25 protein-coding genes and 1 pseudogene are annotated in these 25,765 nt (G+C 46.7%); 8 read left to right on the top strand and 18 right to left on the bottom strand.

All coding sequences use genetic code 11. The annotated features are described in order from the left end of the window. Nucleotides 1-59: 59 nt before the first annotated feature. From H735_RS07360 to H735_RS07370, 3 genes and pseudogenes are all read right to left on the bottom strand, one after another. A complete protein-coding gene (locus tag H735_RS07360; RefSeq protein WP_020195546.1) occupies nt 60-1,145 on the bottom strand; it encodes a methyl-accepting chemotaxis protein in 1,086 nt (361 codons plus the stop codon). Nucleotides 1,146-1,332: 187 nt separating this feature from the next. Then, nucleotides 1,333-1,721, bottom strand: a pseudogene (locus H735_RS32000) (VOC family protein). 60 nt (nt 1,722-1,781) lie between these two features. Then, complete coding sequence (locus H735_RS07370) at nt 1,782-2,186, bottom strand: helix-turn-helix transcriptional regulator (protein ID WP_020195548.1); 405 nt, start codon at nt 2,184-2,186, stop codon at nt 1,782-1,784. Nucleotides 2,187-2,461: 275 nt separating this feature from the next. Between H735_RS07370 and H735_RS07375 the strand changes: the two genes are divergently transcribed. Then, nucleotides 2,462-4,495 carry a TonB-dependent receptor plug domain-containing protein gene (locus H735_RS07375; RefSeq protein WP_020195549.1) on the top strand — a complete coding sequence of 678 codons (2,034 nt, stop codon included), beginning with the start codon at nt 2,462-2,464 and terminating at the stop codon, nt 4,493-4,495. Nucleotides 4,496-4,597: 102 nt separating this feature from the next. On the opposite strand, the gene H735_RS07380 is transcribed toward H735_RS07375, so the two are convergent. Further along, complete coding sequence (locus tag H735_RS07380) at nt 4,598-5,293, bottom strand: VC0807 family protein (RefSeq protein ID WP_020195550.1); 696 nt, start codon at nt 5,291-5,293, stop codon at nt 4,598-4,600. 372 nt (nt 5,294-5,665) lie between these two features. Then, entirely contained in the window at nt 5,666-6,427 is a 762-nt protein-coding gene (locus H735_RS07385; protein WP_027726642.1) for a hypothetical protein, read from the bottom strand. Nucleotides 6,428-6,649: 222 nt separating this feature from the next. Here H735_RS07385 and H735_RS07390 point away from each other — a divergent pair, with 222 nt between their 5' ends. Both H735_RS07390 and H735_RS07395 read left to right on the top strand, forming a co-directional pair. Further along, complete coding sequence (locus H735_RS07390) at nt 6,650-7,102, top strand: GNAT family N-acetyltransferase (RefSeq protein WP_020195552.1); 453 nt, start codon at nt 6,650-6,652, stop codon at nt 7,100-7,102. Between the two features lie 144 nt (nt 7,103-7,246). Beyond that, complete coding sequence (locus H735_RS07395) at nt 7,247-7,786, top strand: CAP domain-containing protein (protein ID WP_020195553.1); 540 nt, start codon at nt 7,247-7,249, stop codon at nt 7,784-7,786. 1,236 nt (nt 7,787-9,022) lie between these two features. Here the strand turns inward: H735_RS07395 and ahpF are convergent. The 3 genes from ahpF to ohrR all read right to left on the bottom strand — a co-directional run bounded on the left by ahpF (nt 9,023) and on the right by ohrR (nt 12,085). Then, the gene (ahpF, locus tag H735_RS07405; RefSeq protein ID WP_020195555.1) at nt 9,023-10,591 is read right to left on the bottom strand and encodes an alkyl hydroperoxide reductase subunit F; all 1,569 of its coding nucleotides are present in this window, start codon (nt 10,589-10,591) and stop codon (nt 9,023-9,025) included. A gap of 172 nt (nt 10,592-10,763) precedes the next feature. Then, nucleotides 10,764-11,321, bottom strand: a complete 558-nt coding sequence (gene ahpC, locus H735_RS07410; RefSeq protein WP_005374632.1) for an alkyl hydroperoxide reductase subunit C — start codon at nt 11,319-11,321, stop codon at nt 10,764-10,766. A gap of 305 nt (nt 11,322-11,626) precedes the next feature. After that, nucleotides 11,627-12,085 (bottom strand): transcriptional regulator OhrR, encoded by a 459-nt coding sequence (ohrR, locus tag H735_RS07415; RefSeq protein WP_020195556.1) that lies wholly within the window; start codon nt 12,083-12,085, stop codon nt 11,627-11,629. 137 nt (nt 12,086-12,222) lie between these two features. Here ohrR and ohr point away from each other — a divergent pair, with 137 nt between their 5' ends. The 3 genes from ohr to H735_RS07430 all read left to right on the top strand — a co-directional run bounded on the left by ohr (nt 12,223) and on the right by H735_RS07430 (nt 13,501). Further along, nucleotides 12,223-12,645, top strand: a complete 423-nt coding sequence (gene ohr, locus H735_RS07420) for an organic hydroperoxide reductase Ohr (protein ID WP_020195557.1) — start codon at nt 12,223-12,225, stop codon at nt 12,643-12,645. A 264-nt stretch (nt 12,646-12,909) separates the two neighbouring features. Continuing rightward, nucleotides 12,910-13,152 (top strand): type II toxin-antitoxin system Phd/YefM family antitoxin, encoded by a 243-nt coding sequence (locus H735_RS07425; protein ID WP_005383516.1) that lies wholly within the window; start codon nt 12,910-12,912, stop codon nt 13,150-13,152. A 13-nt stretch (nt 13,153-13,165) separates the two neighbouring features. Next, nucleotides 13,166-13,501, top strand: coding sequence for a type II toxin-antitoxin system RelE/ParE family toxin (locus tag H735_RS07430; RefSeq protein ID WP_020195558.1), 336 nt, complete (start codon nt 13,166-13,168; stop codon nt 13,499-13,501). A 53-nt stretch (nt 13,502-13,554) separates the two neighbouring features. Here H735_RS07430 and H735_RS07435 read toward each other — a convergent pair whose 3' ends face one another. Together H735_RS07435 and H735_RS07440 are read right to left on the bottom strand one after the other, a co-directional pair. Then, nucleotides 13,555-14,652, bottom strand: a complete 1,098-nt coding sequence (locus tag H735_RS07435; protein ID WP_020195559.1) for a YdcF family protein — start codon at nt 14,650-14,652, stop codon at nt 13,555-13,557. 298 nt (nt 14,653-14,950) lie between these two features. Continuing rightward, complete coding sequence (locus H735_RS07440; protein ID WP_020195560.1) at nt 14,951-15,850, bottom strand: AraC family transcriptional regulator; 900 nt, start codon at nt 15,848-15,850, stop codon at nt 14,951-14,953. Between the two features lie 184 nt (nt 15,851-16,034). On the opposite strand from H735_RS07440, the gene H735_RS07445 reads away from it, so the two are divergent. Further along, nucleotides 16,035-16,895 (top strand): helix-turn-helix domain-containing protein, encoded by an 861-nt coding sequence (locus H735_RS07445; protein ID WP_020195561.1) that lies wholly within the window; start codon nt 16,035-16,037, stop codon nt 16,893-16,895. Between the two features lie 91 nt (nt 16,896-16,986). Continuing rightward, nucleotides 16,987-17,574, top strand: coding sequence for a GNAT family N-acetyltransferase (locus H735_RS07450; RefSeq protein WP_020195562.1), 588 nt, complete (start codon nt 16,987-16,989; stop codon nt 17,572-17,574). A 94-nt stretch (nt 17,575-17,668) separates the two neighbouring features. On the opposite strand, the gene H735_RS07455 is transcribed toward H735_RS07450, so the two are convergent. The 8 genes from H735_RS07455 to H735_RS07490 form a co-directional block, all read right to left on the bottom strand. Further along, entirely contained in the window at nt 17,669-17,935 is a 267-nt protein-coding gene (locus H735_RS07455; protein ID WP_004746427.1) for a DUF2999 family protein, read from the bottom strand. 66 nt (nt 17,936-18,001) lie between these two features. Beyond that, on the bottom strand, nt 18,002-19,354 hold the full coding sequence (locus tag H735_RS07460; protein WP_027726643.1) for an MATE family efflux transporter: 1,353 nt from the start codon (nt 19,352-19,354) through the stop codon (nt 18,002-18,004). 86 nt (nt 19,355-19,440) lie between these two features. Next, entirely contained in the window at nt 19,441-20,292 is an 852-nt protein-coding gene (locus tag H735_RS07465; RefSeq protein ID WP_080641574.1) for a helix-turn-helix transcriptional regulator, read from the bottom strand. A gap of 82 nt (nt 20,293-20,374) precedes the next feature. After that, nucleotides 20,375-21,484: a lipocalin-like domain-containing protein gene (locus H735_RS07470; protein WP_020195565.1), complete on the bottom strand. Its 1,110-nt coding sequence runs from the start codon at nt 21,482-21,484 to the stop codon at nt 20,375-20,377. Next, nucleotides 21,484-23,994, bottom strand: a complete 2,511-nt coding sequence (locus tag H735_RS07475) for an ABC transporter permease (RefSeq protein WP_020195566.1) — start codon at nt 23,992-23,994, stop codon at nt 21,484-21,486. Before H735_RS07475 ends, H735_RS07470 begins: the two co-directional genes overlap by 1 nt. Beyond that, on the bottom strand, nt 23,981-24,691 hold the full coding sequence (locus H735_RS07480) for an ABC transporter ATP-binding protein (RefSeq protein WP_020195567.1): 711 nt from the start codon (nt 24,689-24,691) through the stop codon (nt 23,981-23,983). Before H735_RS07480 ends, H735_RS07475 begins: the two co-directional genes overlap by 14 nt. 226 nt (nt 24,692-24,917) lie before the next feature. Then, nucleotides 24,918-25,163, bottom strand: a complete 246-nt coding sequence (locus tag H735_RS07485) for a DUF3297 family protein (RefSeq protein WP_005374689.1) — start codon at nt 25,161-25,163, stop codon at nt 24,918-24,920. Between the two features lie 121 nt (nt 25,164-25,284). Next, nucleotides 25,285-25,665: a LysR family transcriptional regulator gene (locus H735_RS07490; RefSeq protein ID WP_020195568.1), complete on the bottom strand. Its 381-nt coding sequence runs from the start codon at nt 25,663-25,665 to the stop codon at nt 25,285-25,287. Nucleotides 25,666-25,765 lie beyond the last annotated feature (100 nt).

Consider the following 25,765-nt stretch of genomic DNA (forward strand, 5'->3'; position numbering starts at 1 on the left):
AAAGCCAACTTCCTCCCTTCATTCATTTGATGAGAAGGGAGGAGGAACAAGCACTGTAATTAACTTGCGATTATCTCTTCCATCAAGCGGTCTATTTGAACGACTACTTGTTCGCTGGCGTCTTCCATAGCGTTAATTGCGGTCACCATGCCGGCCATGTTGCCAGATTTGGCTTGGCTCATCGCTTCACGTCCGCTGTCATGCACGCCTTTGTGTGGTTCTTCAAGTAACGCATAGCTTCTTAGGTGGCTGTAAGCCTTGCCATCGCCACGGTAGTACCACTGGCCTAAACGACACTCTGAGTGGCTATTCACCGTCTCACCGAATGCGCCGCTTTGTAGTAGGCGGTAAACGTTGTTTTTCCAGATGGCGTGGTCGAGTTTGATTGTATCTAAGAAGGCATGTGTTGAAGCGATATGAATTACTTGCTTCATGTGTTCTGACTTCACCACCACCTCATGCACGATGGTGCCAATTTGAGCCGAAGAGGCAGAGACTTCTTCCGCGCAAGTTTGGTTTTCATCGATGGAGTTTTTAATTGCGCTGACTTGCGTGAGAACTTGGTTAACCAATGAATCTATTTTCTCACTGGCCTCGCTTGCTTTGCCCGCAAGTGTTCTCACTTCGTCTGCGACCACGGCAAATCCACGTCCAGCTTCACCGGCTCGTGCAGCCTCAATGGCGGCATTGAGAGCAAGCAAGTTGGTTTGGTCAGAAATCTCTTGAATGGTAGATACAAGGTAGGAAATAGAAGTGGCGGTGTTATCTAATATTTGAACAGATTCAATGCTTTGTGAGGCTTGAGTGCTGATCTTTACAGCTCGGTTATCAAGTCGTGCTAAGGCTTGATGCGTCTGCTTAAACATTTCGTCAAGCTGTTGCAGTTCTTGGTTTTCATTCGCCATGGACTGAGCACTTTCGACCATTTCAGTTCGAATGGTCTGGAGCATATCGCCCCCTTTCAAGCTGCTCGACATTAACTCATCACAGTTGTGGTGCTCTTGTTGTGCTGAGCCAACAAGTTGTTGAGTTTCTTGGAGCTGATTTTCTAGAACGGCAACATCGGTTTGATATTTCTGCTTAAGGTCTGCTAACTCTTGTTTTAGCGCCTCATTTTCTGCTTTGATTCGTTTTAATCCAAACATAGGTTTTATAAATATTACAGAATTTAAAAAAACCATGTTAATCGAGTTGAGGAGCGAATACACGATGACTTTTATATCTTTGCTCGGTCGAATCACACTTTTTATGTAAGGTTATAACCAAGCAGAGGCTTCAAATCTTAAGAAAGATCTGACAGTCTCCGCCTACTTACACTTAGTTGTTATAGCTTTAGAGCTCTTGCATCAGTTGGATGTAGTTTCCGCAAGTATCATCAAGTACGGCAATCATCACAGTGCCTGCTTCTCTTGGCTCAATAGAGAACTGTACGCCAAGGGCAGTCAGCCTTTCATACTCACCATTGAGATCATCGACAGCGAAAGAAGTCCACGGAATACCCGCTTCTTTTAGGGAGGCTTGATACACTTTTGCTGGACCAAATGCCATCGGTTCTAACAATAGCTCCACACCCGATTGCTCTTGCGGAGAGACGACGGTGAGCCATTTATGTTCACCGATTGGTACTTCGGTTTTTTGATGAAGCCAAGAACATTAGTGTAGAAATCGAGGGCTTTGTCCTGATCGTCCACAGGTACGCTGGTTAGGGAAATTCTGATCACGGGTATTTACCTTTGCTGGGTTTGGATGAGGAAAAGATACTGAAAGTGAGGCTCAAAAACTTATTCTAGATTGCTTTTATGCATTTTTTGAAACGCTTTGGGTGAGTAACCCGTGCTCTTTCTAAAGACACTCGAAAACGTGGTTAGGCTCTCATAGCCAACCTGAAAACAAGTATCTGTTATCGAGTGATCTTCCTTGAGTAGCGCTTTGGCTTTCTTAATCCGCATATCTCTTAAATAGCTTCGTGGCGTTACGCCATACATCTGTTTGAAAATCCGCACATAGTGAAAGCGCGACATAAAAGAGGCTTTGGCTAAGTCGTTTAATTCGATGTTTTCTGAGTGATGCTTTTCCATAAACGCTTTCGATTGCCGAATTAGGAGAAATTGCTTTGGGCTCAACGGCATCTCGCTGTATACGCGGTCAATTTCTTGTTCATAGAAGGTCTTTGGGCGAGATGACATCGTATTTCCACATTCTGAAAGCATCGTATTGAGTCTAACACTGCTTCGGCAAGATTGGACAAACGAGTGAGTTAAGTGCTCGACCTTGCACGAAATACCTTTCATGCCTCACCCCAATCTCCTTCCTAAATGCGGATTATTTGATGGTGATTTGCTCGATCTGGTTAAAAAGGAATCACTCATTAACGTAAAGAATGCAAATGAGATTAATCATCATTAAGTTCATGTATTATGCTGCGCTCCCTCGTTATTGTTTATAAAATATAAGTAGTATTATGAAACTGAAGTCACTTTCCGCTGCCATCACCTTTGCGATTGCCTCTTTTGCTGCTCACGCTTCTGACGAAAACATCGTCGTTGTCGGTTCTGCTCTTGATCAACTTGTTCAAACTGAAATCAACTCAGAGACATTAGAACAAAAACAAGCGTCTGATATTAAAGACATCCTGAACACCATGCCGAGTGTAACGGTTGACGGTAACGCACGTTACTCGCGCAAGGTTTACATTCGCGGTATGGAAGACAAATACTCGGTTGTCACCATTGATGGTGCACGCCAAGAAGGTCAGTTATTCCACCACTCTGGCGACCAGACGTTTGACCCAGCCATGCTTAAATCTGCTGAAATCACCCTAGGCGGTAACTCGGTACTGTCAGGTGCGGGTGCGATTAACGGCTCATTCAGCTACGAAACGAAAGATCCCAGTGACCTCCTTGCAGAAGACGAAAGCATCGGTGCTCGCGTTAAAACGGGGTATCAAACGGCTTACGAACGCTTCACGACGAACGTTGCGGTTTACGCGAAACTGAACGATGAACTCCAACTTATGGGTATTGCGAACTACTCAGATGACGGTGAGTTGTACATTCCGGGTAAAGATGATGTGACTTCTAAGCAAGGTAAGCTGAAGTCTGGCTTGGTGAAAGTTGTGTTCGTACCAAACGACGCGAACGAATTCAAACTGTCTTACGACACGTACCAAGACGGTGGTAAACGTCAGCTATCGGGTGAGAAAGCGGGTGCACTTTACGCACACGATGAGCACAACTACCACTCGATTAACCGAGATACTGTGACGTTCATGCATCGCTATGACAATGGCAGTGACTTGGTGACCCTAAAGACGAACCTATACTACAACCGTCAGTACATGGATCGTGATGCGCTAACTGAAGAGTATGGCGATTGGAACCAAGTGAATGGCGCTTGGGAATTCACCAAAGACGGTGACCTATCAATTCCTTCTCGTGAGTACAACGTGACGACAATTGGTGGTGATATCCGCAACATCTCTTGGGTTGGCGAGCATGAATTGACTTACGGCTTCGAGGGTTACAAATCAGAGCAGTGGGTTGATTCTGGCCTTGGTCATTACACGTCGGGCTCGAAACTCGGTGAGACGAAGAACTACGACATCGACGGCGGCACAGTAACGGCTTACGGCATTTACGCTCAAGACGCATTCGAGATTAATGACTTCCGCTTTGTTACCGGTCTTCGTTATGACGTGCATGAGCTAGGTGGTGTATTTAAAGGTAAATACGATCAGTTGTCACCTAAGTTCCAAGGTGAATACCAAACCACAGATAACCTAAGACTGCGTGTTGGTTATGGTCGTCTATTCAAAGGCGCTTCACTACCTGAAACACTGACCATGAAATCTGCGGCTGACGTAACTCAGGCAGACACCAAAGCCATGACAGGTAATAACTACGAAGCGGGCTTCGATTACGACATGTCTGGTTTGTTGATGGCGGACAATGCGATTCTTGGCTTCACTGCATACCAGTACGATCTGGATAACCAAATGCATCCAACCAAGAACAACAGAACCTTGGCTAACCAAAATGATGTAGAAGTTTGGGGTGTAGAAACCGTATTTACTTACAGCATTGAAGATTTCGACCTGTACGCAAACCACTCATACTCTGATGGTGAGCAAACCAGTCTAGAAAGTGGCAAGACGAGCCACATGAACAAGACGGGTATTCACAACATCAAGGCGGGCTTCAAATACGACGTAACCAGTGAAGTGGTGTTCGGTTGGGATTCACGCTTCGTTCCGGGTAACGACTACACAGACGAAGATGGCGAGAAAGTGGAACGTCCTGGTTTCGCAACACATAACCTATGGGCTGTGTACGTACCAGATTTCGCGAAAGATCTATCAGTTAACCTAGCGGTTGATAACGTGTTCAACAAGCTATACGCAGAGCATACAGGCTTTGGTATCTCTTGGGGTTCAGTGAAATACACCAGCTACGAAGTAGGTCGTAACTTTAAAGCGTCTGTGGCTTACAGCTTCTAATCACGCTTAACTCAATCAGTCCAAAAAACAAAACCCCGATAATTGGTGATCAACTATCGGGGTTCTTTTTATCTCATTTTGCCTATCAAGGCGGAACGAGCATTATTTGGTATGAAAAATCTGCTCAGTCTCTAGCGACGTCATTGCACGAACTTGGCGCCAGATGTAGTAGAAAATACCAAACATCATCAACATGCTCGGAATCGCAATCATTGGGTAGCTGTACAGCGTTAGTTTTCCCAATTCTTCATTGAACGCTGCTGTACCTGATGGGCTGGTTACAATCCACGTTGCAAGGAAGTAGTTCATCGCTGAAGAGAATGCGAACGTACTTGCGAACATGTAGTTTGAAGACATTAGGCAGCGGTCAAACGCTTGTGTTTTGCCATTCTGAGCCAGACGCTCGTTAATCAGCGGCAGGTTCAAAATCGTGTCATTCAACAGCATCTTTTGCATCAACGGGTAGCGAGTGAAGGTTGAGCCCAACACTGCAAGACCAATCAATCCTGGGATTAATGCTTCTTTCAATGCCAACCAGCGCGTGTCTAGCTCTAACAGGCCAATACCACCGGTTAAGAGCACGCTGATAAAGCCCAGTGCAGAGATGAAGTTAAACTTTTTGTTGCGGATAAGATCCATACCGCCGTACACCAAAGGGAACATCAAAGCGACAACCAATGCCAATGCTGTACCTAGGTGCTCTTCACCACTGAACTTCATCAAAATGAATGAAGGAATGATGACGTTAAACAGGATCTCGAATAATGGATTCGACTTTTTCGCCGTCGTGTTACTCATAATTTTACTGACTCTACTATGTCGGCTGCGATTTTACTTTGGTGGGAAGTGTTCATCTCATTGCGCCAGATGTAAAGCCCTAAAGCCCCGAGTTGTGTAACGACTTATGAAATGAACGCCCAATTATCCACATATATGGGGATCTCTGTTCTTATTTACGAGTGGTGGGGCAAAAATGTGCTGCATTGCGATCTCAAAAGTCGTGTTCGCTTAAGCCGCTAAATTTGGCAGCGTTCGCCAAATACTAAAAAGCGCATTCTCATCGCCCTATATTGAATTGGGTTACAACCTCTCGTTGATGCCGCGCCTTATTCAGGTGATGCGTATTTATTTGTTCGTCATGACATCGGCAGGTTGAAAGACCACATTACATCACTGCCGCTCCCTTCGTAACTTATTAAGCTTCACCACTAACTTGAGAGCCTCTACGCGAGTTTCCCCTGCTGTAATGCTCTTGGGAGTGGCAAACGTGTATTCGTCATCCAATAAAACACCTGCTTTTAGGGCGCCTTGTTTCATCATGGCAAGGCTTCTGGATTTTCCATGGCAATGACCAGACACCAAACCGACCACCTGTGAGCCTTTTGAGGTAATGATTTGGCAAGCGTGTTCTATTGCGCCGGAGGTATTAAAACCACCACTAACGGTGTTGGTTGCTACGTCGTGTTTAGTGTAGGTTTTCTGGTTGGGGATAGGGCTAGAGGATGAGTGTCCCGTTAACGACAAGACGTAATCTCTACTGCTGTCTATCATGCCTTTTAGAGCCGCTTCGCTATCTGGGCTAAGACGTCCATCTTTTTGAAAAGTAGGGACAATATCCACAATATCTCGATGATCACGTCGAGTGCCAAGATGAAGAGAAGCGACTTTTCTCACAGGCTCTTGGGCTGCACCTGTTCGTCGTCTTTCAGCGTCTACTCTTGTTCGATTTGCTGCCCACCTTTGTTGGTCTGCATCGGTAAATCGAAGCTCTTCTGCTCGCGCTCGCCTTTGTCTGTTCAAGCGAGCGGACATTGTATCTTCTCTCCGAGGCTGACTGGTACTCTGCTGCACTGCGGGGTGCTGAGGTTGATACGCGCCGCCCGAAGAGGTGTGTGGTCTACCGTCTCGCCTTGTTGGGTTTCTTCCATCCATAGTTGCCTCGGCTGAAACAATCAAAGACTAAGAGTGTAGACGTCGTTAGGGCTTCGGTTATGCGTGCCAATGAAAAGGCTCGTTCTGACTATCAAAAAGCGCGTTTAGTTGGTGTATTGAGGCGCTTTCTCTCCTTCAGAACGATGGTTTTAACTTTTGTTAAGGCCAATGCCAAACAGATCGGTTAGCATCTCCAAATACAGAATCAAGAGAGGCAGTCGCATGGCAAATAACTTAACTTTCAGAGCCTTCCTACCAAGTGATAAAGAGGATTGCCTACGCATCTTCGAGGAAAACTGCCCTGAATATTTCGCAACCAATGAAAGAGAAGATTACGCGGAATTTCTTGATAGTGACCCACAAGGTTATGAAGTGTGCTTTCTAAATGGTGAACTCGTTGGTGCTTATGGTTTGAGTGGTAAAACACAGGCATTTCATAGCTTGAACTGGATTTTAATCTCACCAAAAGCGCAAGGCATGAAGATAGGGCATGAGTTTATGATCCGAGCTATTGATCGTGCTAAGCGCTTAAACGTCCCGCAAATCAAAATTGCGGCAAGTCATTTGTCTGCGCCGTTTTTTGCCAACTATGGTGCCGTAGAACTGAACTACATTCCCGATGGATGGGGCAAGGATATGCACCGCATTGATATGGAATTGAACCTCCCAAAGTAGCCAGATTCGGCTATTGAAAACGCCACGTGAGTATTCGGTCAAAACACTCTGCACCATATGGCGCTCAAATGAATTTCTGTTAGGTTATTGTTCTTGGTTATCGAAAGCGTATTTTGCCTTTCGTTATTAATATAAGGACAGACAATGCCAACAAAGATCTTAGTGCCAGCATTGGCGCTACTTCTCAGCGCATGTGGCGGCGATGGAGACTCGTCATCACCTGCAGACAGCGGCTCACAATCCCCAGATACACCACCGACAGAAATCACTTTTGCCGAGCAGATGCTGGCCGCCGTAAACGATGCTCGATCTAAAACTCAGCAATGTGGGTCTAAAACAATGCCACCGGTTGGCGCACTGACTTGGAGCTACGATCTCGAAAGCGCCGCTTATGGGCACTCTAGTGATATGGCAAACAGTGATTTTATGAGTCACACAGGGTCGGATGGCAGCACACTTTCAAGCCGAGTCAACGCGACGGGCTATGCTTGGAGTCGACTAGGTGAGAACGTGGCAGCTGGGCAAAGCTCAATTAATGCCGTGATGAACTCTTGGCTATCAAGTGAAGGCCACTGCCTCAATATTATGAATGCCAACTTCGACCAAATGGGGGCATCCATGGTTGAAAACCAGTCAGCAAGCTACCGCTATTACTGGACGCAAGTGTTTGCTAAGCAGCGTTGAGACTGAACGTTGGGTTAGGTGCTTGCAACCTTCTTCCACCTTTTGTTTGTTCGTGTTCTTGCTAATTATTTTCGATCGAGTTTGTGGTGAGTAGATTCCCAGTCTCACCTAGGTTCGCGGGAATGACGGGGAGAGAGCGTGAAACGAACTGCGTCATTCTGAAAGAGCCTAAGCGAGTATTCAGAATCTACTTTCAGCGCGTTGTTATGCCTACGGTGCGAATTGAATAATCCGTGAGTGCAGAACCCGTTCCTCCCCTTTGAGCTCGTTGTATTGAGAGCTTCGGAGTTTGATACAAGGGGAGGTTAGGTGGGGTCGCTGGTTTGAGGTTGAATGTTGGGTTATGTGCTTGCAACCCCCTCCAACTCCCCCTTTTCTCGACATGGTTTGCCAAGCTTTTGGATGTGGTTATCAGGGGGAGGGAATTCTTTGTTGCGGTGAGCTCAGAGCTTTCCCACCATCATTCTGAAGGAGCCTAAGCGAGTATTCAGAATCTGTTTTCAGCGCGTTGTGATGTTGCATTGTGAATTGAATTATCCATGAATGCAGAACCAGTCCCTCCCCTTTGAAATCGTTGTGTTGAGATCTTCGGAGTTTGATACAAGGGGAGGTTAGGTGGGGTTGCTGGTTTGAGGCTGAATGTTGGGTTATGTGCTTGCAACCCCCTCCAACTCCCCCCTTTTCTCGACATCGTTTGCCAAGCTTTTGGATGTGGTTATCAAGGAGGAGGGAATTCTTTGTTGCGGTGAGCTCAGAGCTTTCCCACCGTCATTCTGAAGGAGCCTAGGCGAGTTTTCAGAATCTACTTTCAGCGCGTTGTGATGCTGACAGTGTGAATTGAATTACCCGCGAATACAGAACCAGTTCCTCCCCTTTGAGCTCGATGTGTTGAGAGCTTCGGAGTTTGATACAAGGGGGAGGTTAGGTGGGGTTGGTGGTTTGAGGCTGAATGTTGGGTTATGTGCTTGCAACCCCTTCCAGCTCCCCCTTTTCTCGACTTGGTTTGCCAAGCATTTGGATGTGGTTATCAAGGGGGAGGGCTGTTCTTTCTTGTTGTGTGCTCAGTGCTTTCGCCACAAACCAAAAAAAGCCAGCAGTAGTAGCTGCTGGCAAAGTCTTTGGGCTTCTAGGTTTTTTGATTTTATTTCTTGTTACTCATCGCTGTCACGGTGCCCCGATTGGTTTTCCGGGGAAGAAAACACAGCACCGTGCGCTTTGTGCTCAAGAAATTGGAGATTAACCTTGCTTACGGATTAGGTAGTCAAATGCGCCTAAGCTTGCTTTTGCACCTTCACCCATCGCAATGATGATCTGTTTGTAAGGAACGGTTGTTGCGTCACCGGCTGCGAACACACCTTCTAGGCTAGTCTCGCCACGGCTACCGACTTCAATTTCGCCGCGCTCAGATAGCGCTACTTCTGAATCTTTTAGCCATTCTGTGTTTGGTACTAGACCGATTTGAACAAAGATACCTGACAGTTCAATCTCTTTGATCTCATTTGTGTTGCGGTCTTTGTACTTCAAGCTTGTTACGCGAGTACCGTCGCCTACTACTTCTGTTGTTTGTGCCATCGTGATGATGTCTACGTTTGGTAGTGAGTTCGCTTTGTCGATAAGCACTTGGTCTGCGCGAAGTACGTTTGCGAATTCAAGAACCGTTACGTGTTCTACGATACCAGCAAGGTCGATAGCCGCTTCGATGCCTGAATTACCACCACCGATAACTGCGGTTTTCTTGCCTTTGAACAGTGGACCGTCACAGTGTGGGCAGTATGCGACACCCTTGTTGCGGTACTCTTGCTCACCCGGAACGTTCATTTCACGCCAGCGTGCACCAGGGCTAAGGATGACACTCTTACTCTTCAGCGTTGCGCCGCTTTCAAGTTGGATGTGAATCAAACCATCTTCTGTGTGTGCTGCGCCCATTAGCTTCTCAGCTTGTTGCTCAGTCACGACGTCTACGTCGTATTCTTTTAGGTGTTCTGCTAGGTCTGTTGCTAGTTTTGGACCTTCAGTACGTTTTACTGAAATGAAGTTCTCGATTGCCATGGTGTCCATAACCTGACCACCAAAACGCTTAGCAACAACGCCAGTACGAATACCTTTACGAGCAGCGTATAGAGCAGCTGCGCTACCGCCAGGACCACCGCCGACAACAAGTACGTCGTATGGGTCTTTTTCGCTCAGTGCTTTCGCCGCTTTCTCGCTCGCGCCGTCATCCACTTTGTTTAGGATTTCAGTTAGAGACATACGACCTTGACCGAATAGCTCACCGTTCACGAATACGCTTGGTACGGCCATGATGTCGCGTTGTTTTACTTCATCTTGGAACAAACCACCGTCGATCATGGTTGCTTTTACTTTCGGGTTGATCGCCGCCATCATGTTGAACGCTTGAACCACGTCCGGACAGTTTTGGCACGACAGTGAAATGAAGATTTCTACGTCTAGATCTTTGTCTAGTGCTGCGATTTGCTCAATCACTTCTGGTTCTAGTTTGATTGGGTGACCGCCAGAGTGAAGCAGAGCCAATACTAGAGAGGTAAATTCGTGACCCATTGGCAAGCCTGCAAAGCGTAGTGCTGTGCCTTTTGCTGGGTTAGTTACCGCCATCACTGGTTTACGTGCGCTTGCGTTGTCGTCACGTTCAACGGTGATTAGGTCGCTCATCTCTGCGATTTGGTTCGCTAGAGACAAAATGTCATTCGATGCTTTGCTTTCATCTAGACTAACCACTAAACGAACTTCTTCTTTTACATTAGCCAGATATTGTTTGAGTTGTTGTTGGATCGCTTGGTCTAACATAGTTGTTACTACCTTAATTAAAACTAAAAAGTGGTTACTGTAGATAAAACCTGAGGGGGAGAGAGCAAATCAGGCAGAAGGTCGTCAAGGTATCTAACCTGAAGTGCTCTCTAATTCAGTTCTAATCAGAAAAAGGAAATCGGGAACTGATTAGAACTTAAATTTCAGTGACTTAGATTTTGCCAACTAGGTCTAGTGATGGAGCTAGTGTCTCTTCACCTTCTTTCCATTTAGCTGGGCAAACTTCGCCTGGGTGCGCTGCTACGTATTGAGCTGCTTTCACTTTACGTAGTAGGTCTTCTGCGTCACGACCGATACCTTCAGCAGTGATTTCCATTGCTTGGATAGTACCTTCTGGGTCGATTAGAAACGTTGCACGGTCTGCAAGACCTTGACCTTCACGCATCACACCGAAGTTGTTTGTGATGTTGCCTGTTTGGTCGCCAAGCATGTAGTACTGAATCTTACCGATTGTGTCTGAGCTGTCGTGCCATGCTTTGTGAGTGAAGTGTGTGTCAGTTGATACTGAGTAAACTTCTACGCCACGTTTTTGTAGCTCTTCGTAGTGGTCTGCTAGGTCGCCCAGTTCTGTTGGACATACAAACGTAAAGTCTGCTGGGTAGAAGAAGAATACTGCCCATTTACCTAGAACGTCTTGTTCTGTTACTTCAACGAATTCGCCGTTTTTGTACGCTGTAGCTGCAAATGGTTTGATTTGAGTATTAATCATAATTTACTTTCCTTTGAATGTTTTAAGCTGAGCTGTTGTTGCTTTCGGAAAGTATATTCTCATCGGAGTGTGTTTAAGGAAAATCGCTTGTAACTATCCTATTGATAGCCATTTCCTATTTCACTTGATAGGGAAATCCGATGTAAGTGAGTTTGCTTTGATAGGTTTTATTGAAAATGAATGCGGATTAGCAATAGAGAATACTGATGATGTCCTGGAGTAGCTCGTCTAGCTAAGATCGAAAGAGCCTGCATCTCGGCAGGCTCTTTCTAATAGGGAGTGGGTACGCTGATGCTTCTATTTTGTTAGCTCAGATTGTCGAGCACTTTGCCACACAACTTCTTCAGCATGATCATTTCATCTAGCTCTAAGGTGATTTTACACATCATGGCGTTTGGCACTGACTTGGCTTGTTCTTTGAGGACACGACCTTGTTCTGTTAGGTTTAGTACGCGAACGCGTTCATCGGTTTCACTTCGGCCGCGTTCCACATAGCCTTTTGCTTCTAAGCGTTTAAGCAGAGGTGTGAGTGTGCCTGAGTCCAAATGCAGTTGTGACCCCAATTCTTTCACGCTGGCACCGTCTTTCTCCCACAGCACCATCATCACTAAGTACTGCGAATAAGTCAGACCAAGCTCATCCAACAACGGGCGGTACGCTCGGATCACTGCATTTGCTGCGCTGTAGAGCGGGAAGCAAACTTGGTTTTCGAGTAAGAGTTTATCGTCGTTGGTCATGGTGTTGTCGGTGTAACACTGGCTCATTGGCGCTGCCTACCTGCTCATAGAGAAAGAGAGTCATAAAATAAATTGTGCACAATATAGTTGCAAACGATCTTTACTTCGATATAAGATTGCAAGCAATTAAATTGTGCGCAACTTAAATTAAGAAGGACACTCGCATGACTACTCTATACAAAATTCAAGCTACTGCTTTGGCTGGTCGTAATGGTCAAGTAAAAACAGATGACGGTCTTCTCGATCTAGAGCTGTCATACCCGAAGGAAATGGGTGGCACAGGCGCAGCAACTAACCCAGAACCGCTTTTTGCAGCGGGCTATTCAGCGTGTTTTTCTAACGCGATTCTTCACGTAGCGCGTGAAGGTAAAGTAAACCTGAAAAGCGCACCCGTAACAGCGGAAGTGGGCATCGGTCCTAACGATAACGGTGGCTTTGCACTAACAGTGAGCCTAGCGGTAGAGCTAGACATGCCACAAGAACAAGCGCTAGAGCTAACGCGCATTGCACACCAAGTTTGCCCATATTCAAACGCAGTTCGTGGCAACATTGATGTGGCAGTAACGGTAAACGGCGAAGCAATTTAAGCGGTTCTTATCACTGCACAAAGACAAGAAAGCCTGCAAATACGCAGGCTTTTTCTATATTTGAAGTAGAAGTCTAAATTTAAACTTAATTTGGTTTGTTCGAAATGCACAGGTATAGTTGGCAAGATTAGGTCAAAATCTAAACGAAAAATAGAATGTGATTAGCACTTTCTATTGATTCAAATATTTCGGTCAAACCTGCAGTATAGCTCGGCTGGGTTCGCTTGTTGTTACACCAGCGAGGTTGCCGATAGGAGTCATGTGATGAGCACTGAAACGGTAAGTTATTTAAAAAAGAATGCTGCGAAGCTTGAACTGGATGAACCAATGACGATTACGCAAAATGGTAAGCCTATTTATGTCGTTGAGTCTTATGAAGAACGTCAGAAGCGTGATGAAGCCATTGCTTTAATGAAGTTTGTTAGCTTTGCTCAAAATGATGTTGCGAATGAACGTGTAAAGTCATCAGAAGATATGAAGAGCACGTTAGCAGCACTCAAAGATTGAGTTTGATACGAGCATGGAAGCAAAAGTTCTCTATACACAAACCTTTGAAAATACGGCTATTCAGAGTATTAACTATTTATCGAACTGGAGCGCTCGCAACGATGTGATTGATAGATTAATTGCGGTTCAGCAGAGGTTTGAACACAACGTTTTGAATAACCCGTCTATCTATCCCCCTTGTTATGAACTGACAACAATCGGTGTTTACGACATCCGGCAATTTAGCTTTGATGGATTCAAGCTGCTTTACCGAATTGGTGACAAAAATACTATCTATGCTCTAGTGATTCTGAGTGATAAACAAAACCTACAAAACGCATTGATTGACCATTGCATCATGTTCAAATGATTCTATGAGAGACCGCATTAACGCGGTCTCTTTTGCTTTCTGGCTCTAGTGTATTAACGCGACTCTAGCGGGTAAGAGCGGTAGCTCCACATGCCGTAAGTACGCAGAGCATCGCGGTAGATACCAAGCAGTTCGCCATCGCTGGCTTTGGCTAAGTCTTTAAGTGGTTTGTCTGGGTAGCTCACTGTGTCAAAAGTGATGTCTTGCGGGCCAGTTTGCCAGCTTGCGATTTCAAACAAGGTTTGACCACGGCGCACATGGCTCGCTGAGCTTATGATGGTTGCGTGCTTGATGTTATGACGCGCCAAGGCGTAGCTGCTGAATAGGGCGTTACCTACCGTGCTGGTGGCGTAGTTTTCTTCAATGATGCGATCTTTGCTGATGCCTTTTTCGATCAGCCAATCCGCCATTAACTTGCCTTCCGTTTTGTGGTTCTTCGGTACGCCTCCCGTCAATACGATCAACGCGTCTGGGTTTGCTTTCGCCATTGCTAGCGTGGTTTCCAAACGCTCAACTAAGATCTGGTGCATAGAACCATCTGGGTTCAGCGCGTATCCCAATGTGACGATTGCGCCTCTGTCATCCAATTTGCCTTTGTCGGCTTTCTCTTTTAGTGGCGTTGCAAGTACGCGGTCTACGGTGTCGAAGATGCGTTGGATGTCTGCGGCTTTACCTGCATTGAGCTTAGTGAGCGTCGCCATGTGTTTCGCTGATTCCGCTTGGTTGCCCTCAAAGCGTTGCCATACCGCTAAGTAAGCGTGCAAATCCACATCGTCTGGCGCAACAGAAAGGGCTTGTTCGAACAGTTCAATCGCGCGATCTGCATTCTTGTTGTAGATCTGCGCATTTGCCGCAGAAATCAGCAGGTCAGTGCGGTACGGCTCAAGTTTGTAGGCTTCTAGTAAGCGGTCGGTAACAATCTCCATGTTGCTCGGCATTTTGGCGGTAAAACCCGCATGTGAGATACGCGCAGGGGATTTGAATGCTTGTACCGCGTCGTTCAGTAGTTGGTCGACAACCTGACGTTTAGTGACGATCTGTGAGTAATCGGCGGAAGATTGGACGGTAGCATCGTTAGCCGCGATAGAGTATGGGGCAGCAGTCAGCGCAATCACGCTACCAAGAGCAATGGCAAGTAAGTTCTTCTTCATGGAATGTCCTAGAGGTGCTGTAGTACCTAGTTTTTATTGTGCCTAGCGTTGTAGGTCGAACGGGGTCGATAGAATTTTTTCAGTCTAGGTTCGCTTCATGAATAATCTGTGAAATGAATCCCAACTCAGCCGAGCGAATGAATGCGCGTGGTCAAAACGCGAAGTAGGATCACGAAAATACTGAGGTATTCGTTCGTGTTCTAAGTAATTGGATTAAAAGATAAACAGCGTTTGGAAGAACGGACTTAAGCAACCAGAGTAAGAAATGAAAAAGCCTGCAATGATGCAGGCTTTTGGTTTATTTGATGGCAGTGCAGAAGCTAACGTCTGCATGGTGCGTTTGTGGGTCGAAGCTGTGGTAAAGCTCAAAGCAAGGGCGGTCGTCGTTCTCAATACCGGATTCAATTACCTTGCTCATGACATCATCCCACGCTTTTGAGTATTGGCTCGGGTCAGTAATGTGCTGGCGCATCACCGCATATTGACCGCCGGGGAAGTCTTGCAGCTCAATGCCTTTCGGAACTTCCGTGTCTTCTGGCACCATCAAGCAGATATCAGTACGGCACTTCTCGTCTGGCGTGATTTCAGGATTGTCATGGTAGATGAAGATGCAGGTATTGCCCGCCAAACCTTTCATTCCTGCCCATTGATACAGGCGACCTGATGGCTCTTCATAGCCTTGGCCGTAAGGGCCGTTTACACGAATGTAAGCCAGTTTTGCTTTTTCAAAGTTTTGCGTTTCCATTGTCGTGCTCCATTTGGTGAGTTCAGAGCCAGTATATGAATCGCTTGGTGTTACTTCGTTTCCATTCTTGCGCAACGTGTGTCCAATCTTGCTGTTTCGTGCTAATTCAGAAAACTGCTGGTAGTTTTCGCAGTCACGAAAGGCTGTAGGTGTGACGCCATAATGTTGTTTGAAGGCTTTGGCTAAGCTCTGTGAGCTAGAAAATCCGTACTCTAGGGCAATGTTCAATACCGGTTGCTTAGATTTGAATAAGTCATCGGCGGCGGCTTCTAGACGCAAACGTCGAATGAAATCAGCCAATGTCTCGCCTTGCACGGCTTTGAAGGTGCGATGAAAGTGATAAGGGGAAAGGTTCGCCAGCGCGGCCACTTCTGGCAGGTTGAGTGGTTCATTAAAGTGTTGTTCTAAATAACGAATCACAGGAACCAGTCGTTGGTGGTAGTCGACGCGCATCGGGGGATTTCCTTGTTCTGTTCAGCTTGTATTCTCTGCTCAAAGCCTACCGCAATCCAACAAGCTTGCAAGGGAGCAGGGTGAGAAATGCGTGGCGAGATGAGTGTCAATCAGTCACACTCAACGAATAGATGTTGAAGCAAAAACGTCGCGCTTATTATCTTTACTAACCGCTAGGACAATCATGATAGCTTGGAAACAGTCTCTGCCAGAGTACGAATGGCTCATTCATCAAGTTTGGTACTTGGAAGTGTCAGAGGGTGAAGTCATTGACCCCAAGCCGCACCTTATTCCAAATCCGCGTGCTCATTTACTCTTTACGCCACCAGAGCAAGGCTACAGCTACGACACGGGAGACACTAAGCTTGCTGGCAAAGGCTGCCACTTATTAACGGCTAACGAACACTTGCTGCTGTTGGAAGATACGGCTCCCATCAAGCGTATTGGTATCACCTTTCGTCCAGAGGGTCTGTATGCCATTGAATCACGGTTTAGTGATGCATCCCAAGTTGCAGCAATTAACCAATGCGAATGGTTTGATTGGCTCAACACGGCGTTTGATGTGTGCTTTCAACAAGGGTTATGGCAGCTAGAGTTGCAGGATTCACCGCAATGTTTGCTGGACTATATCAAGCGACATTTAGATGCGTTAGATATCGAACCTTGCCGCAGCAAACCGTTTTTGGCATCGCAAAAAGCGGTATCCGTGATGGACGCTCAAGCGCTACGCTCACCTGAGCTAGCGATGGATATTGATGAGATAGCCAAACAATGCGCCTGTTCTCGAAGAACGCTTGAGCGCAGTTTCAAGCAAGTGGTGGGGCTGAGTGTTAAGCAGTATCAACAAATGGCACGTCTGGAGCAGATGATTTTGACCCTCTACAAACAAGAAGCAATTGATTGGGCGAGTTTCTCACAACAATTTGGTTTCAGTGACCAATCGCATTTGATTCGTACCCTCAAACAGCAGCTAAGAAAAACGCCAAGCAAATACTTGAAAAAGCGCGACTTAACCATCGATATCTATGGCGATTTTGAGTCGTAATACATTGCTAATCAGCCCGAAAGTTGTCGCAAAAATCCAATTTTTCTCTTATCCGCTGGGCTACTATTTTCAGCAGATAACGAGGTAACACATGTCATATCAAAAACTAAAACAAGGCGAAGCCATCCCATTTAACGAATCGTTGACTATCCAACTGATTCAAGGCTCTGATCTACAAGATATTATCGAGATGTTGAACGACGATAAGGTCAATCAGTATCTGTTCTTCGCACCTGCTGACAACAGCCTGTATGAGGGTTTCTTTGGCCCTATTATTGAAAATACGGCACAAGCGATCAAAGAGGGTGTTTGGCCAGATAGCCCAACGTTCGTGATTCGTGACCAACAAGGCCAGTACATGGGAATGTGTGCAGTGACCGCGGTGATGTTCTTAACTGGCAACTACGAAGTGGGTTATCAATTACCTACTTGCGCATGGGGCAAAGGCGTTGCGACTCGCGCTTGTCAAATGATGACCGAGATTGGCTTTACTGAGCTAAACGCCCATAAAGTCAGTGCGGATTGCTACGCTTCTAATGCTGGCTCTTACAAGACGTTAGAGAAAAATGGTTTTACTCAAGAAGGCCGTCAGAAATACTACTACAAACTAGAGCAAGGCTTTGACGATAAACTTTACTACGGTATGACCGCAGAACAATTCGCGTCTTTAAATCGCTAATAACTAGCCGACAAAAAAGTAGCTAACAAAAAGGCCGTTAACCCACATGTTCGGGTTAACGGCCTTTTCTATATTCAGCGCTAATGGCTAAGACTTAGTTGCCTTGGTTTTGGCTTTGAAGCTTCTCTTTTGCTTCTTCAACCTTTGAGAAATCCAATCCCAACTCGTCTACGGCTTCTTTGATTAGCGCAGGGTTTTGCATCACTTGCGCCATCAGCATTTGTAGCTTGTCTTGTGGCAAACCTAGTTGGCTGATTGTTGCCATTGCCGCTAGAGGGTTTTGCGTCAGAGTCTGAAAAATCTCGTTGATTTGCTCGTCGCTGATGTTGTTCTCTTTTAGCAGCGCAATAATCGGGTTCATCGCATTTCCTTTTAATCACAGAATGAAATAGAACCCGAGTTTATCATTTGGCTGAGCTTGGTTGAACTAGGAACTTCTCGCCAAGGAAGTTGTTAGCTCCGCTGCGCGTTTTCGGTAGTTGAATAACATGCTCAAACTGATCACCGCAGTGAGCGTTTCTGCAAAGACTATGCTCGCCCAAATGCCGTCTTGTGGGAAGAACTTAGGCAATAGCAATACACCTAGCGCGACAAACACAAACCCTCGGCATAAGGAAATAAGCGTCGCTTGTTTTGGCTTGGCAATAGCTTGGAACAGGTTGGCAATCACCATGTTTAACCCCATCAAAGGGACGCCGAAGAAGTAGAACGTCAGTGCGCTTGCGGCGATTGGGATCAAATCATTTGCGTTACCCAAGTAAACTGAGGCAATCAGTGGCGCTGACAGCCAGATTCCTAAAAGAAAGACTGTGCCGCTGCCCATGGCTGCTTTCATCCCCAGTTTTAGAATCTCGTCAATGCGTTCTGGTCGCCCTGCGCCGTGGTTAAAGCTGATGATTGGCTGACAAGCTTGCGCGATACCGACCATCACAAACAGAGCGAATACACCGACATTGGTGGTTAAGCCATAGGCGATGATGTGGCTTTCACCGAATTGGCTCAGCAACACGTAGTTGAACAGCACGATGGTCATCGCGGATGTGACTTCGATAAAGAATGTTGGAGTACCGATGCTTAAGATTTCTTTAGTCTTGCTTAAGCCGATGCCTTTCAGACTGAATTCTAATGAGCCTTTCTTACCCACGAAATGAGTCAGCAAAATTAGTGCGATGACTGCTTGAGCAATGGCCGTACCATAAGCTGCGCCTTTCATCCCCATGTTCATCTCAATGATAAATAGGTAATCAAAAGCGAGGTTGGTAATGGCACCAATCGACATCGCATAGGTGGCCAATTTAGGGTTGGTATCGTTACGTACAAAGCAAGACAACACCCAAGCCAGTGAGTAAAGAACAAAGAAGGGTAGCAGCACGATCAGGTAATCATGAGCAAGCTGAGCCAAGTTGCCTGAAGCGCCCATCAAGGCTATCAATTCATCCAACCAAACGAGCGCGAGCGTCACCGTGATAGTGGATAGCAAAGTGGTAATCAACATGGATTGGCTAAACCACATCTGGCTGGATTCTGTGTTGCCTTTGCCTATTTCTATCGACATTTTGGCGGCGCCACCAATACCAACCATCATGGCGATGGCAGTAAAAATAGAAAAAGGTGGAATCACCAAGGCAATAGCACCAAGCCCATCGGGCCCGACGCCTAAACCGATAAATAACGCATCCCCCATGATGAACAGCGATTTAATCACCATTCCAGTGAGCGCTGGCCATAGATACTGATAAAAGGATTTTGAAATGGGATCAGTTTTTAGATTGATAGCCATGGATTAGAAAAATACCCGAATGTGGTGGATTTATGTTCGGGTATTATCAGTACATTCAAGCGTAGCGAAAAGGGATTATCCGCCCATTATATTGCACTATCTAAACATCGGTGACGAAATTCCGCTGGCGTTTCTCCTTTTTGTTTTCGATAGAAGCGGCTGAAATACGCAGGGTCATCAAAGCCCAATTCAAACGCTATGGTCTTGACGGTTTTCGTCGAAAACACCAGCTCTCGATTGGCTTCTAATATGATTCGATCATGAATCAGTTGCGTGACCGTCTTGCCTCTGTCGGCTTTCACTAACTCGTTTAGACGTTTGCTGGTAAGGGCTAATGCATCGGAGTAAAACTGGCATTTCTTTTGTTCGCGATAATGCAGTTCGATTAATTCGGTCAACTGAACGATGCGAGCGTCTTTCTGCTCCCCTTTCTGAGATGGCGTTTTAGCAAAGCGCAATGCATAGCGAAGAAAGCTGTTGATGAGTGATTCGACAAGGTCCCAGTCACAGTCCTCTCTTTCACACTCTTCTTTGATTAGGGTGTAAATCGATTCTAGGTAGGGAAAACTCTCGTCGCTGCAATCGAGGTACGGCGGTCGCTCAATCGTAGAAAATACGCTATTCACCAACTGTGTGCTACGTGGATTGGTTTCAGCAAAGCCAGGACGGAATATCAACATGCGAATGTTTTTACCCATGAACTCGGAATGGTGAACCTGCCCTGGTGAAATGGTAAACAAGCGACCAACGCGGTTTTGGTATTCGACGAAGTCGACGCTCTGCGTTCCGCTATTATCTAAACACCACACGATTTCCCAGTACTCGTGACGATGCGGTTCGATGTATGGGTCTTCTTGGATGTCTGAAAATTCAAGCGCTCGACACGGCTCACCTAAAATGAGTCGCACTTGTCGGATTGGCGAAATCATATTGCTCATGAGGGCATTCAACAGCTCTTGGGGATGAGGATTTGATCATTATGAATCGAATAACCAAGATTGCGCACGAAAATTTTTGTCCTCAGTAGCCGGTGAGTTCCATATAACCAGTCCCAGAATGAGATCCATCAATACGCACAGGGCCTTCCCAATAAGGCACCGAAAGGGGCATTTTCGCGTTCGGGTTGAGTGCAGAAACCGTAAGCTCGATTTGCTGGTTAGGAATCGACACTTGCCACTGGGTTGGATACGTTCGCCCTTGGATTTCTGTTTGCTTAGTCGCCTCTAGCTGAATGTCTTTCTGTGGGATAGCGAGGCCAGAACCATCTTGCTGCATCAGCCTTGCACTGGAGTAACTGGCTGCTCCGGTTTTGGAATCCCGCAATTGGAACATCACCAAGCTGGTGTCGTCACTCAACCTTAGGGCAAACCAGTCCCAGCCTTGTTGTGAGTCGAGTAAGAATTGCGAGCTCCACTCTCGGTCTATCCAACCTTTGCCGGATACTTGATGGGTTTCGCCGTCGATAGTGACCTCACCGGACACATCAATAAACGGTTGGCTGTAGTAATACGAAGCCACCTGACCATCGGCGCTTTTGGTGCTGTACCCTTGCTCGCCTTGCTTTTGATACGGTGCAGTGCTGGTAAGCGTCAGCGAATAGCCAAACTGTTCGGAGCTCGCCTTCAACGTGGCAGGGAATAGGTCGTTGGTTGAAGAAGTCCACTGCCAATCATCGAGGTAAACACGAAACGGTGAAGTGTCGACGCCGGCTAGAGAGGCTTGAGCGCGTGACCATTTTTCATCAGCGTAGTGTTTGTCCGCGGTCGTGACTGCGCTGTGCGCCATGTAGATTTGTTGAGCTTGCCACTCGGTTTTCTTCACGTCATCTTCGTCCTTTGGCGGCGCAGCAGCAAAGCGAAATTGTGTCCATTGGACGCCAAGTGGGTTGCCGTCTTCATCAATTAAGTTAGCGGTTAAGTACCACCATTCATGACGAAAGTTTGGGTGCGCTTGATGGTCTGCCGGGAAGGTGAGTTCATTCCCTTTTTCTACGGGTGTGAATAGGTTGCTCTCGCTTTGCGTATCTCCACTGCCCAGCAAAGTGCCCATATTTTGTTGTTGGGGATCTTCACAACCGAACAGGAACAGACTGCTCATGAATAGAGTAAGTGTGCTTGCTAATCGAACCATCACAACACCTCGCTTTGCAAACTGGATACTACAGGCTTGCTGACCAATCGCCACAGCGGAATCAAGGTTGCAATCACCGCCACCAAGATGGTGATCGCCGCAATACTGAGGGCATCACTCCAATTCCACAGATAATTTAAGCTCCAACCAAAAGCGCGCAAGGTGACGATGTCTGTCAGAACATAACCCACCATGGCAGCGAGGGGCAGGGCGATAATCAGAGTAAAACTGACCAGAGCGACGATCTGTCCGACCACCATGGTCATTAATTTACGACGACTAACGCCAAGTGCATACAGCCTTGCAATGGCGGCTTTACGCGCGTCGAGTAACATGAAACAAGCACTGAACAAACCAATCACCGCGACCATCAACGTCACGCCATTGAGCGCACGCGTAATGGCGAAGGTTTGCGAGAATATATCCAAAGCGATGGATTTGATTTGCGCCTGATCGTAGAGCTGACTTGGATGCAGATTCAATTGCTCGCGCAGTTGCTCGTATACGATTTGTGGGTCACCAGATACTTTAATGCCAAGGCTTGTCGGCAAGTCGGTAAAGCCGCTCTCTTGCCATAGCTTTGGTGCTAATAAGACTTCACCGTTAGGTGAGCCGTAATCATGGAATACCGCACCCACAAGCAGGTTCTTGTTTGGAACGGCATCAAGCGTGAGCTCGCTACCCAGTGATAAACCCAGTTTGACCGCGGTTGGCTCACTGATAGCGACTAACTCACCTTGGTAAAAGCGTGGCCAGAAGTTATCCAAATGCGATTTGAACACCATGGTTTGCTCTAAGGTGTCTTTGTCTTTGGTGCCAAGCAAAATCGGTAAGCCTTGCAGATTATCGTCGACGTAGTATTGCTTGTAGACGGTCTCAACATTGTCGAACTGTCCTAATGCGCGCTCTACATCAACGATTTCTCCTTGGGCAGGGCTAACGTAAATATCGGCGTGTAGCCTTTGTTCTAACCACTGTTTTAGGGTGGACTCGAAGCTACCCACTAGCGTGTTCATCCCCATATTGGCAGTAACGGCGAGTAGCAGTGCCATCATGGCGAGAGAAAGCGGAGAAATCAGCTCGCGCAGCTCAGCAAACAGATACTGCATCAAACCAGAACTGGTGCGCTTTTCACACCAATTGGCTAACATGCTGAGTGTTTTGGGTAGGTACAAAGGAATCGACACCACAAGCACGCCGAGCCACGCCATGGTGAAGCGGTGATGCTCACTCAGCCATAACCCTGCGAGTGCGAGAGCCGTCAACGCAGCACCTATCACGAACAATTGGTTTTCGTTAGAAGCTTCAGGTGCTTGATAAAATCCACCATGAGAGGAAAGCGGCTGACGCACTCGCTGTTTAAAGTGCTGCCAACATGCTAATAGGGTGGCGGCTAACGTGAGCAGTAGCGCTTGCGCCCACCATTGCCACTGCCAAGTGCCGGGCAGCAGTGTCGCGCCATAAAGTTGTTCAAGCGTTAGTGCCACGGTCGGGTGTAACCAATGGCTGAGCTGCATGCCCAATACAAAACCGAGGGAAGCACCGATGGTAACGAGAATAGTGAGTTCAACTAACAGCGCAGAGAACACAATGTTCGGCGCAACGCCCGCCTGTTGAATCTGCACTAACAGCCGATTGCGTTTCAGCAAGCTGTACTTTACGCCGTTGTAAGCGATGAACAGCCCGACTAAAAAGGCAAGTAAGCTCATTGCCGTGAGGTTGAGGTGAAAGCTGTCGGTCAGCGAACCAAGGTCTGTACTTTGATTATTGGAAATCCATTGTCCATGTTCGCCAACCAGCTTCTGCCATTTTGTTTGTTTGTCTTTATTACCTTTATCACCCGAATGGAAAACTGCAATGTAACTGAGCTGACCTTGTTTATTGAGCAGTTGCTGGGCAAAGCCAATGTCCATCAACATCCGGCTACCTAACTGCCATTCGTCTGGTAGCACCACCACTTGGGTTGGAATGTCGTCCAAAGTTAGGGTTTCTACCTCCCCTAAGTTTTGATGTTGAGATTGGCTCATCATTACGATCGGCTTGCCAGCCAAAAGCTCAGGTAAAGGTAAAGCACTGTCGAACAAAGACACGTTCTGTTCACTATCCGATGAATAGCGAGAACGTGAAGAGATAGCGGCAATCAACTCGCTACCTTGCACTGACCAGCGACGCCCTTGTTCGTCTCTCACTCGCCCTTCGATTACAGGTAGCGCTGCACTGAGCCCATTTTGTCTAAGGGTGAAGTAGAGCGATTCGGGCAGATAGTTTTGCCCCGCTGGTGGAATAATTAAGTTCTGAGCTTGTGCGCTGAGCTGCTCGGTAGACTCCGCATAACTGCGCTTGGCATTGAGGTTGATAGCTTGTACCGCAACAAACAAGGTCACAGCCAGCACGATACCGATTAGAATCGCGGCGGCTTGCAGTGGCGCCTGCCGATAGTGCGCTACAAACAGATTCAGGGCGAGTCGAGTATGAGTGAATCTGATATTTGATGGCTTAGCTTGCTTCATGGCGAAGCTCATGTTTGTTTACTTGATGACTGTTCTGTAGCTGACTATTATCCAATCGCAGCCGTGTTTTCATAAACTCCGCGCAGTCAGGACTGTGGGTGACTAACAGCACTGCCGTATTGCCTTGGGTGGTGATTTCACTGAGTAGCTTCATCACTTCTAACCCCGCTTTTTGGTCGAGGTTACCTGTGGGTTCATCGGCGAGTAGAAGCTTAGGTTTGTGTGCCAATGCGCGTGCGATAGCGACTCGTTGCTGTTGACCGCCGGAAAGGGCAGAAACATGTCTGTCGAGAAGTTGACTGATGCCTAGAGTCTCGACCAAATAATCGCACCAGTCGTTCCATTTCTTTTGATTCAAATGCAGAGGGAAGGCGATGTTTTGCTGCACGTTGAGCGGCGTTAATAGATTGAATTGCTGGAAGATAACACCGAGTTTTTGGTGTCGAAATCGGCTCCATTGTGGGTCTTTCCAAGCCGTCGTGTTATCGCCATCTAACCACAACTCACCTTCGGAAAGCGGCTCAAAGCCAGCGATGATGTTGAGTAAGGTGCTTTTGCCGCTACCACTGGCGCCCGTCAACGCAACACTCGCTCCTGTGTTCAACGTGAAGTCGACCCCTTCCAACACGCGATGTGTCTCTTTGCCATCAACAAAGCTTTTGCTGGCGTGTTTGAGTGTGACAAGTGGGCTTTCCATTTCCGCTCCCTGTATTCAAATGGTGTCGTTTCTTTTGGCAATCGCTATTGCAGTTAGTTCTCTAGAAACTTTAGACAACAATCAGATAAAAACAGCGATTTACATCGATTTCTTAATAACTTGTACTGAAAAGAAGAGGGAAGAGATTAAATGAGGAAGGGATATGACAGGCATTAAAAAAGCCCGAGTCAGACTCGAGCTTTCAAATACATTCAGCGTAGTCAGCTTACACGTAGTACGCTTCAACTTCGCCTTTAAGCTTGATTAGCATTGGGTTACCGAAACGGTCTTTTGCTTTAGGAGAAGCAATTTTTACCCAACCTTCGCTGATGCAGTATTCTTCTACGTCAGTACGCTCTTGACCGTTGATACGAATACCGATTTGGTGCTCGAAGCATTCTTTGATGAAGAATGGGCTACGTGGGTTACCCGCTAGGCGATCTGGTAGAGCTGGTTTAGCTGTATCTGTCATGTTTGTGACCTTGAAGTCATTAAAAAAAGTGCGCCATTGTAGTCAGTGCAAGGCGAGTGTTCAAGGATTCTCATCGCGTTTAATGACATCCTTCCTTAGGCAACACGGTGTATGTTTTCGATCAAGTAGTCAATAAGCAAACGAACTCGATTGGGTAAGTACTGCCTTGAAGAATAATAGACCCAAATGGTGGCAGGTTCTCCCCAATAAGGCTGCAAGATAGGGACGATGGTCTGCTGGCGCAATCGGAAAGCTGTGTAATGGTGCTTTGAATCGCTTCCAAAGAAGGGGTTAACTCATCGAAAAGTTGTTGGCCTGTTTGCGTCAAACTCAATGAGTGAGATGAGCGAAAAAACAGTTTCACTTGCCACTCTTCTTCGAGCTTGGTGATCGCCTTACTGACCGCCGGTGCGGAGATCCCCAGCGCTCGGGCTGCTTTGGCAAAGCTGCCGTTTTTTGCGACTTGAATGAAGATAGGAAGTTGGGATGGAAGTGATTTCATTAACCTTTACTCATCTTAAAAGTAACCATTTGCAACCTACAGGTTAATGAAATTTTGTTCAATACTATCGCCATTGAAGCAAAGCGCAGCAGCAACGAGG

It is taken from the genome of Vibrio owensii CAIM 1854 = LMG 25443 (assembly GCF_000817815.1).
GTDB lineage: Bacteria > Pseudomonadota > Gammaproteobacteria > Enterobacterales > Vibrionaceae > Vibrio > Vibrio owensii.

Bases quoted from the DNA above. Each gene is read 5' to 3' on its own strand.
- H735_RS07360 (WP_020195546.1), bottom strand. From the start codon at position 1,145: ATGTTTGGATTAAAACGAATCAAAGCAGAAAATGAGGCGCTAAAACAA.
- H735_RS07370 (WP_020195548.1), bottom strand. From the start codon at position 2,186: ATGTCATCTCGCCCAAAGACCTTCTATGAACAAGAAATTGACCGCGTA.
- H735_RS07375 (WP_020195549.1), top strand. From the start codon at position 2,462: ATGAAACTGAAGTCACTTTCCGCTGCCATCACCTTTGCGATTGCCTCT.
- H735_RS07380 (WP_020195550.1), bottom strand. From the start codon at position 5,293: ATGAGTAACACGACGGCGAAAAAGTCGAATCCATTATTCGAGATCCTG.
- H735_RS07385 (WP_027726642.1), bottom strand. From the start codon at position 6,427: ATGGATGGAAGAAACCCAACAAGGCGAGACGGTAGACCACACACCTCT.
- H735_RS07390 (WP_020195552.1), top strand. From the start codon at position 6,650: ATGGCAAATAACTTAACTTTCAGAGCCTTCCTACCAAGTGATAAAGAG.
- H735_RS07395 (WP_020195553.1), top strand. From the start codon at position 7,247: ATGCCAACAAAGATCTTAGTGCCAGCATTGGCGCTACTTCTCAGCGCA.
- ahpF (WP_020195555.1), bottom strand. From the start codon at position 10,591: ATGTTAGACCAAGCGATCCAACAACAACTCAAACAATATCTGGCTAAT.
- ahpC (WP_005374632.1), bottom strand. From the start codon at position 11,321: ATGATTAATACTCAAATCAAACCATTTGCAGCTACAGCGTACAAAAAC.
- ohrR (WP_020195556.1), bottom strand. From the start codon at position 12,085: ATGAGCCAGTGTTACACCGACAACACCATGACCAACGACGATAAACTC.
- ohr (WP_020195557.1), top strand. From the start codon at position 12,223: ATGACTACTCTATACAAAATTCAAGCTACTGCTTTGGCTGGTCGTAAT.
- H735_RS07425 (WP_005383516.1), top strand. From the start codon at position 12,910: ATGAGCACTGAAACGGTAAGTTATTTAAAAAAGAATGCTGCGAAGCTT.
- H735_RS07430 (WP_020195558.1), top strand. From the start codon at position 13,166: ATGGAAGCAAAAGTTCTCTATACACAAACCTTTGAAAATACGGCTATT.
- H735_RS07435 (WP_020195559.1), bottom strand. From the start codon at position 14,652: ATGAAGAAGAACTTACTTGCCATTGCTCTTGGTAGCGTGATTGCGCTG.
- H735_RS07440 (WP_020195560.1), bottom strand. From the start codon at position 15,850: ATGCGCGTCGACTACCACCAACGACTGGTTCCTGTGATTCGTTATTTA.
- H735_RS07445 (WP_020195561.1), top strand. From the start codon at position 16,035: ATGATAGCTTGGAAACAGTCTCTGCCAGAGTACGAATGGCTCATTCAT.
- H735_RS07450 (WP_020195562.1), top strand. From the start codon at position 16,987: ATGTCATATCAAAAACTAAAACAAGGCGAAGCCATCCCATTTAACGAA.
- H735_RS07455 (WP_004746427.1), bottom strand. From the start codon at position 17,935: ATGAACCCGATTATTGCGCTGCTAAAAGAGAACAACATCAGCGACGAG.
- H735_RS07460 (WP_027726643.1), bottom strand. From the start codon at position 19,354: ATGGCTATCAATCTAAAAACTGATCCCATTTCAAAATCCTTTTATCAG.
- H735_RS07465 (WP_080641574.1), bottom strand. From the start codon at position 20,292: ATGAGCAATATGATTTCGCCAATCCGACAAGTGCGACTCATTTTAGGT.
- H735_RS07470 (WP_020195565.1), bottom strand. From the start codon at position 21,484: ATGGTTCGATTAGCAAGCACACTTACTCTATTCATGAGCAGTCTGTTC.
- H735_RS07475 (WP_020195566.1), bottom strand. From the start codon at position 23,994: ATGAAGCAAGCTAAGCCATCAAATATCAGATTCACTCATACTCGACTC.
- H735_RS07480 (WP_020195567.1), bottom strand. From the start codon at position 24,691: ATGGAAAGCCCACTTGTCACACTCAAACACGCCAGCAAAAGCTTTGTT.
- H735_RS07485 (WP_005374689.1), bottom strand. From the start codon at position 25,163: ATGACAGATACAGCTAAACCAGCTCTACCAGATCGCCTAGCGGGTAAC.
- H735_RS07490 (WP_020195568.1), bottom strand. From the start codon at position 25,665: ATGAAATCACTTCCATCCCAACTTCCTATCTTCATTCAAGTCGCAAAA.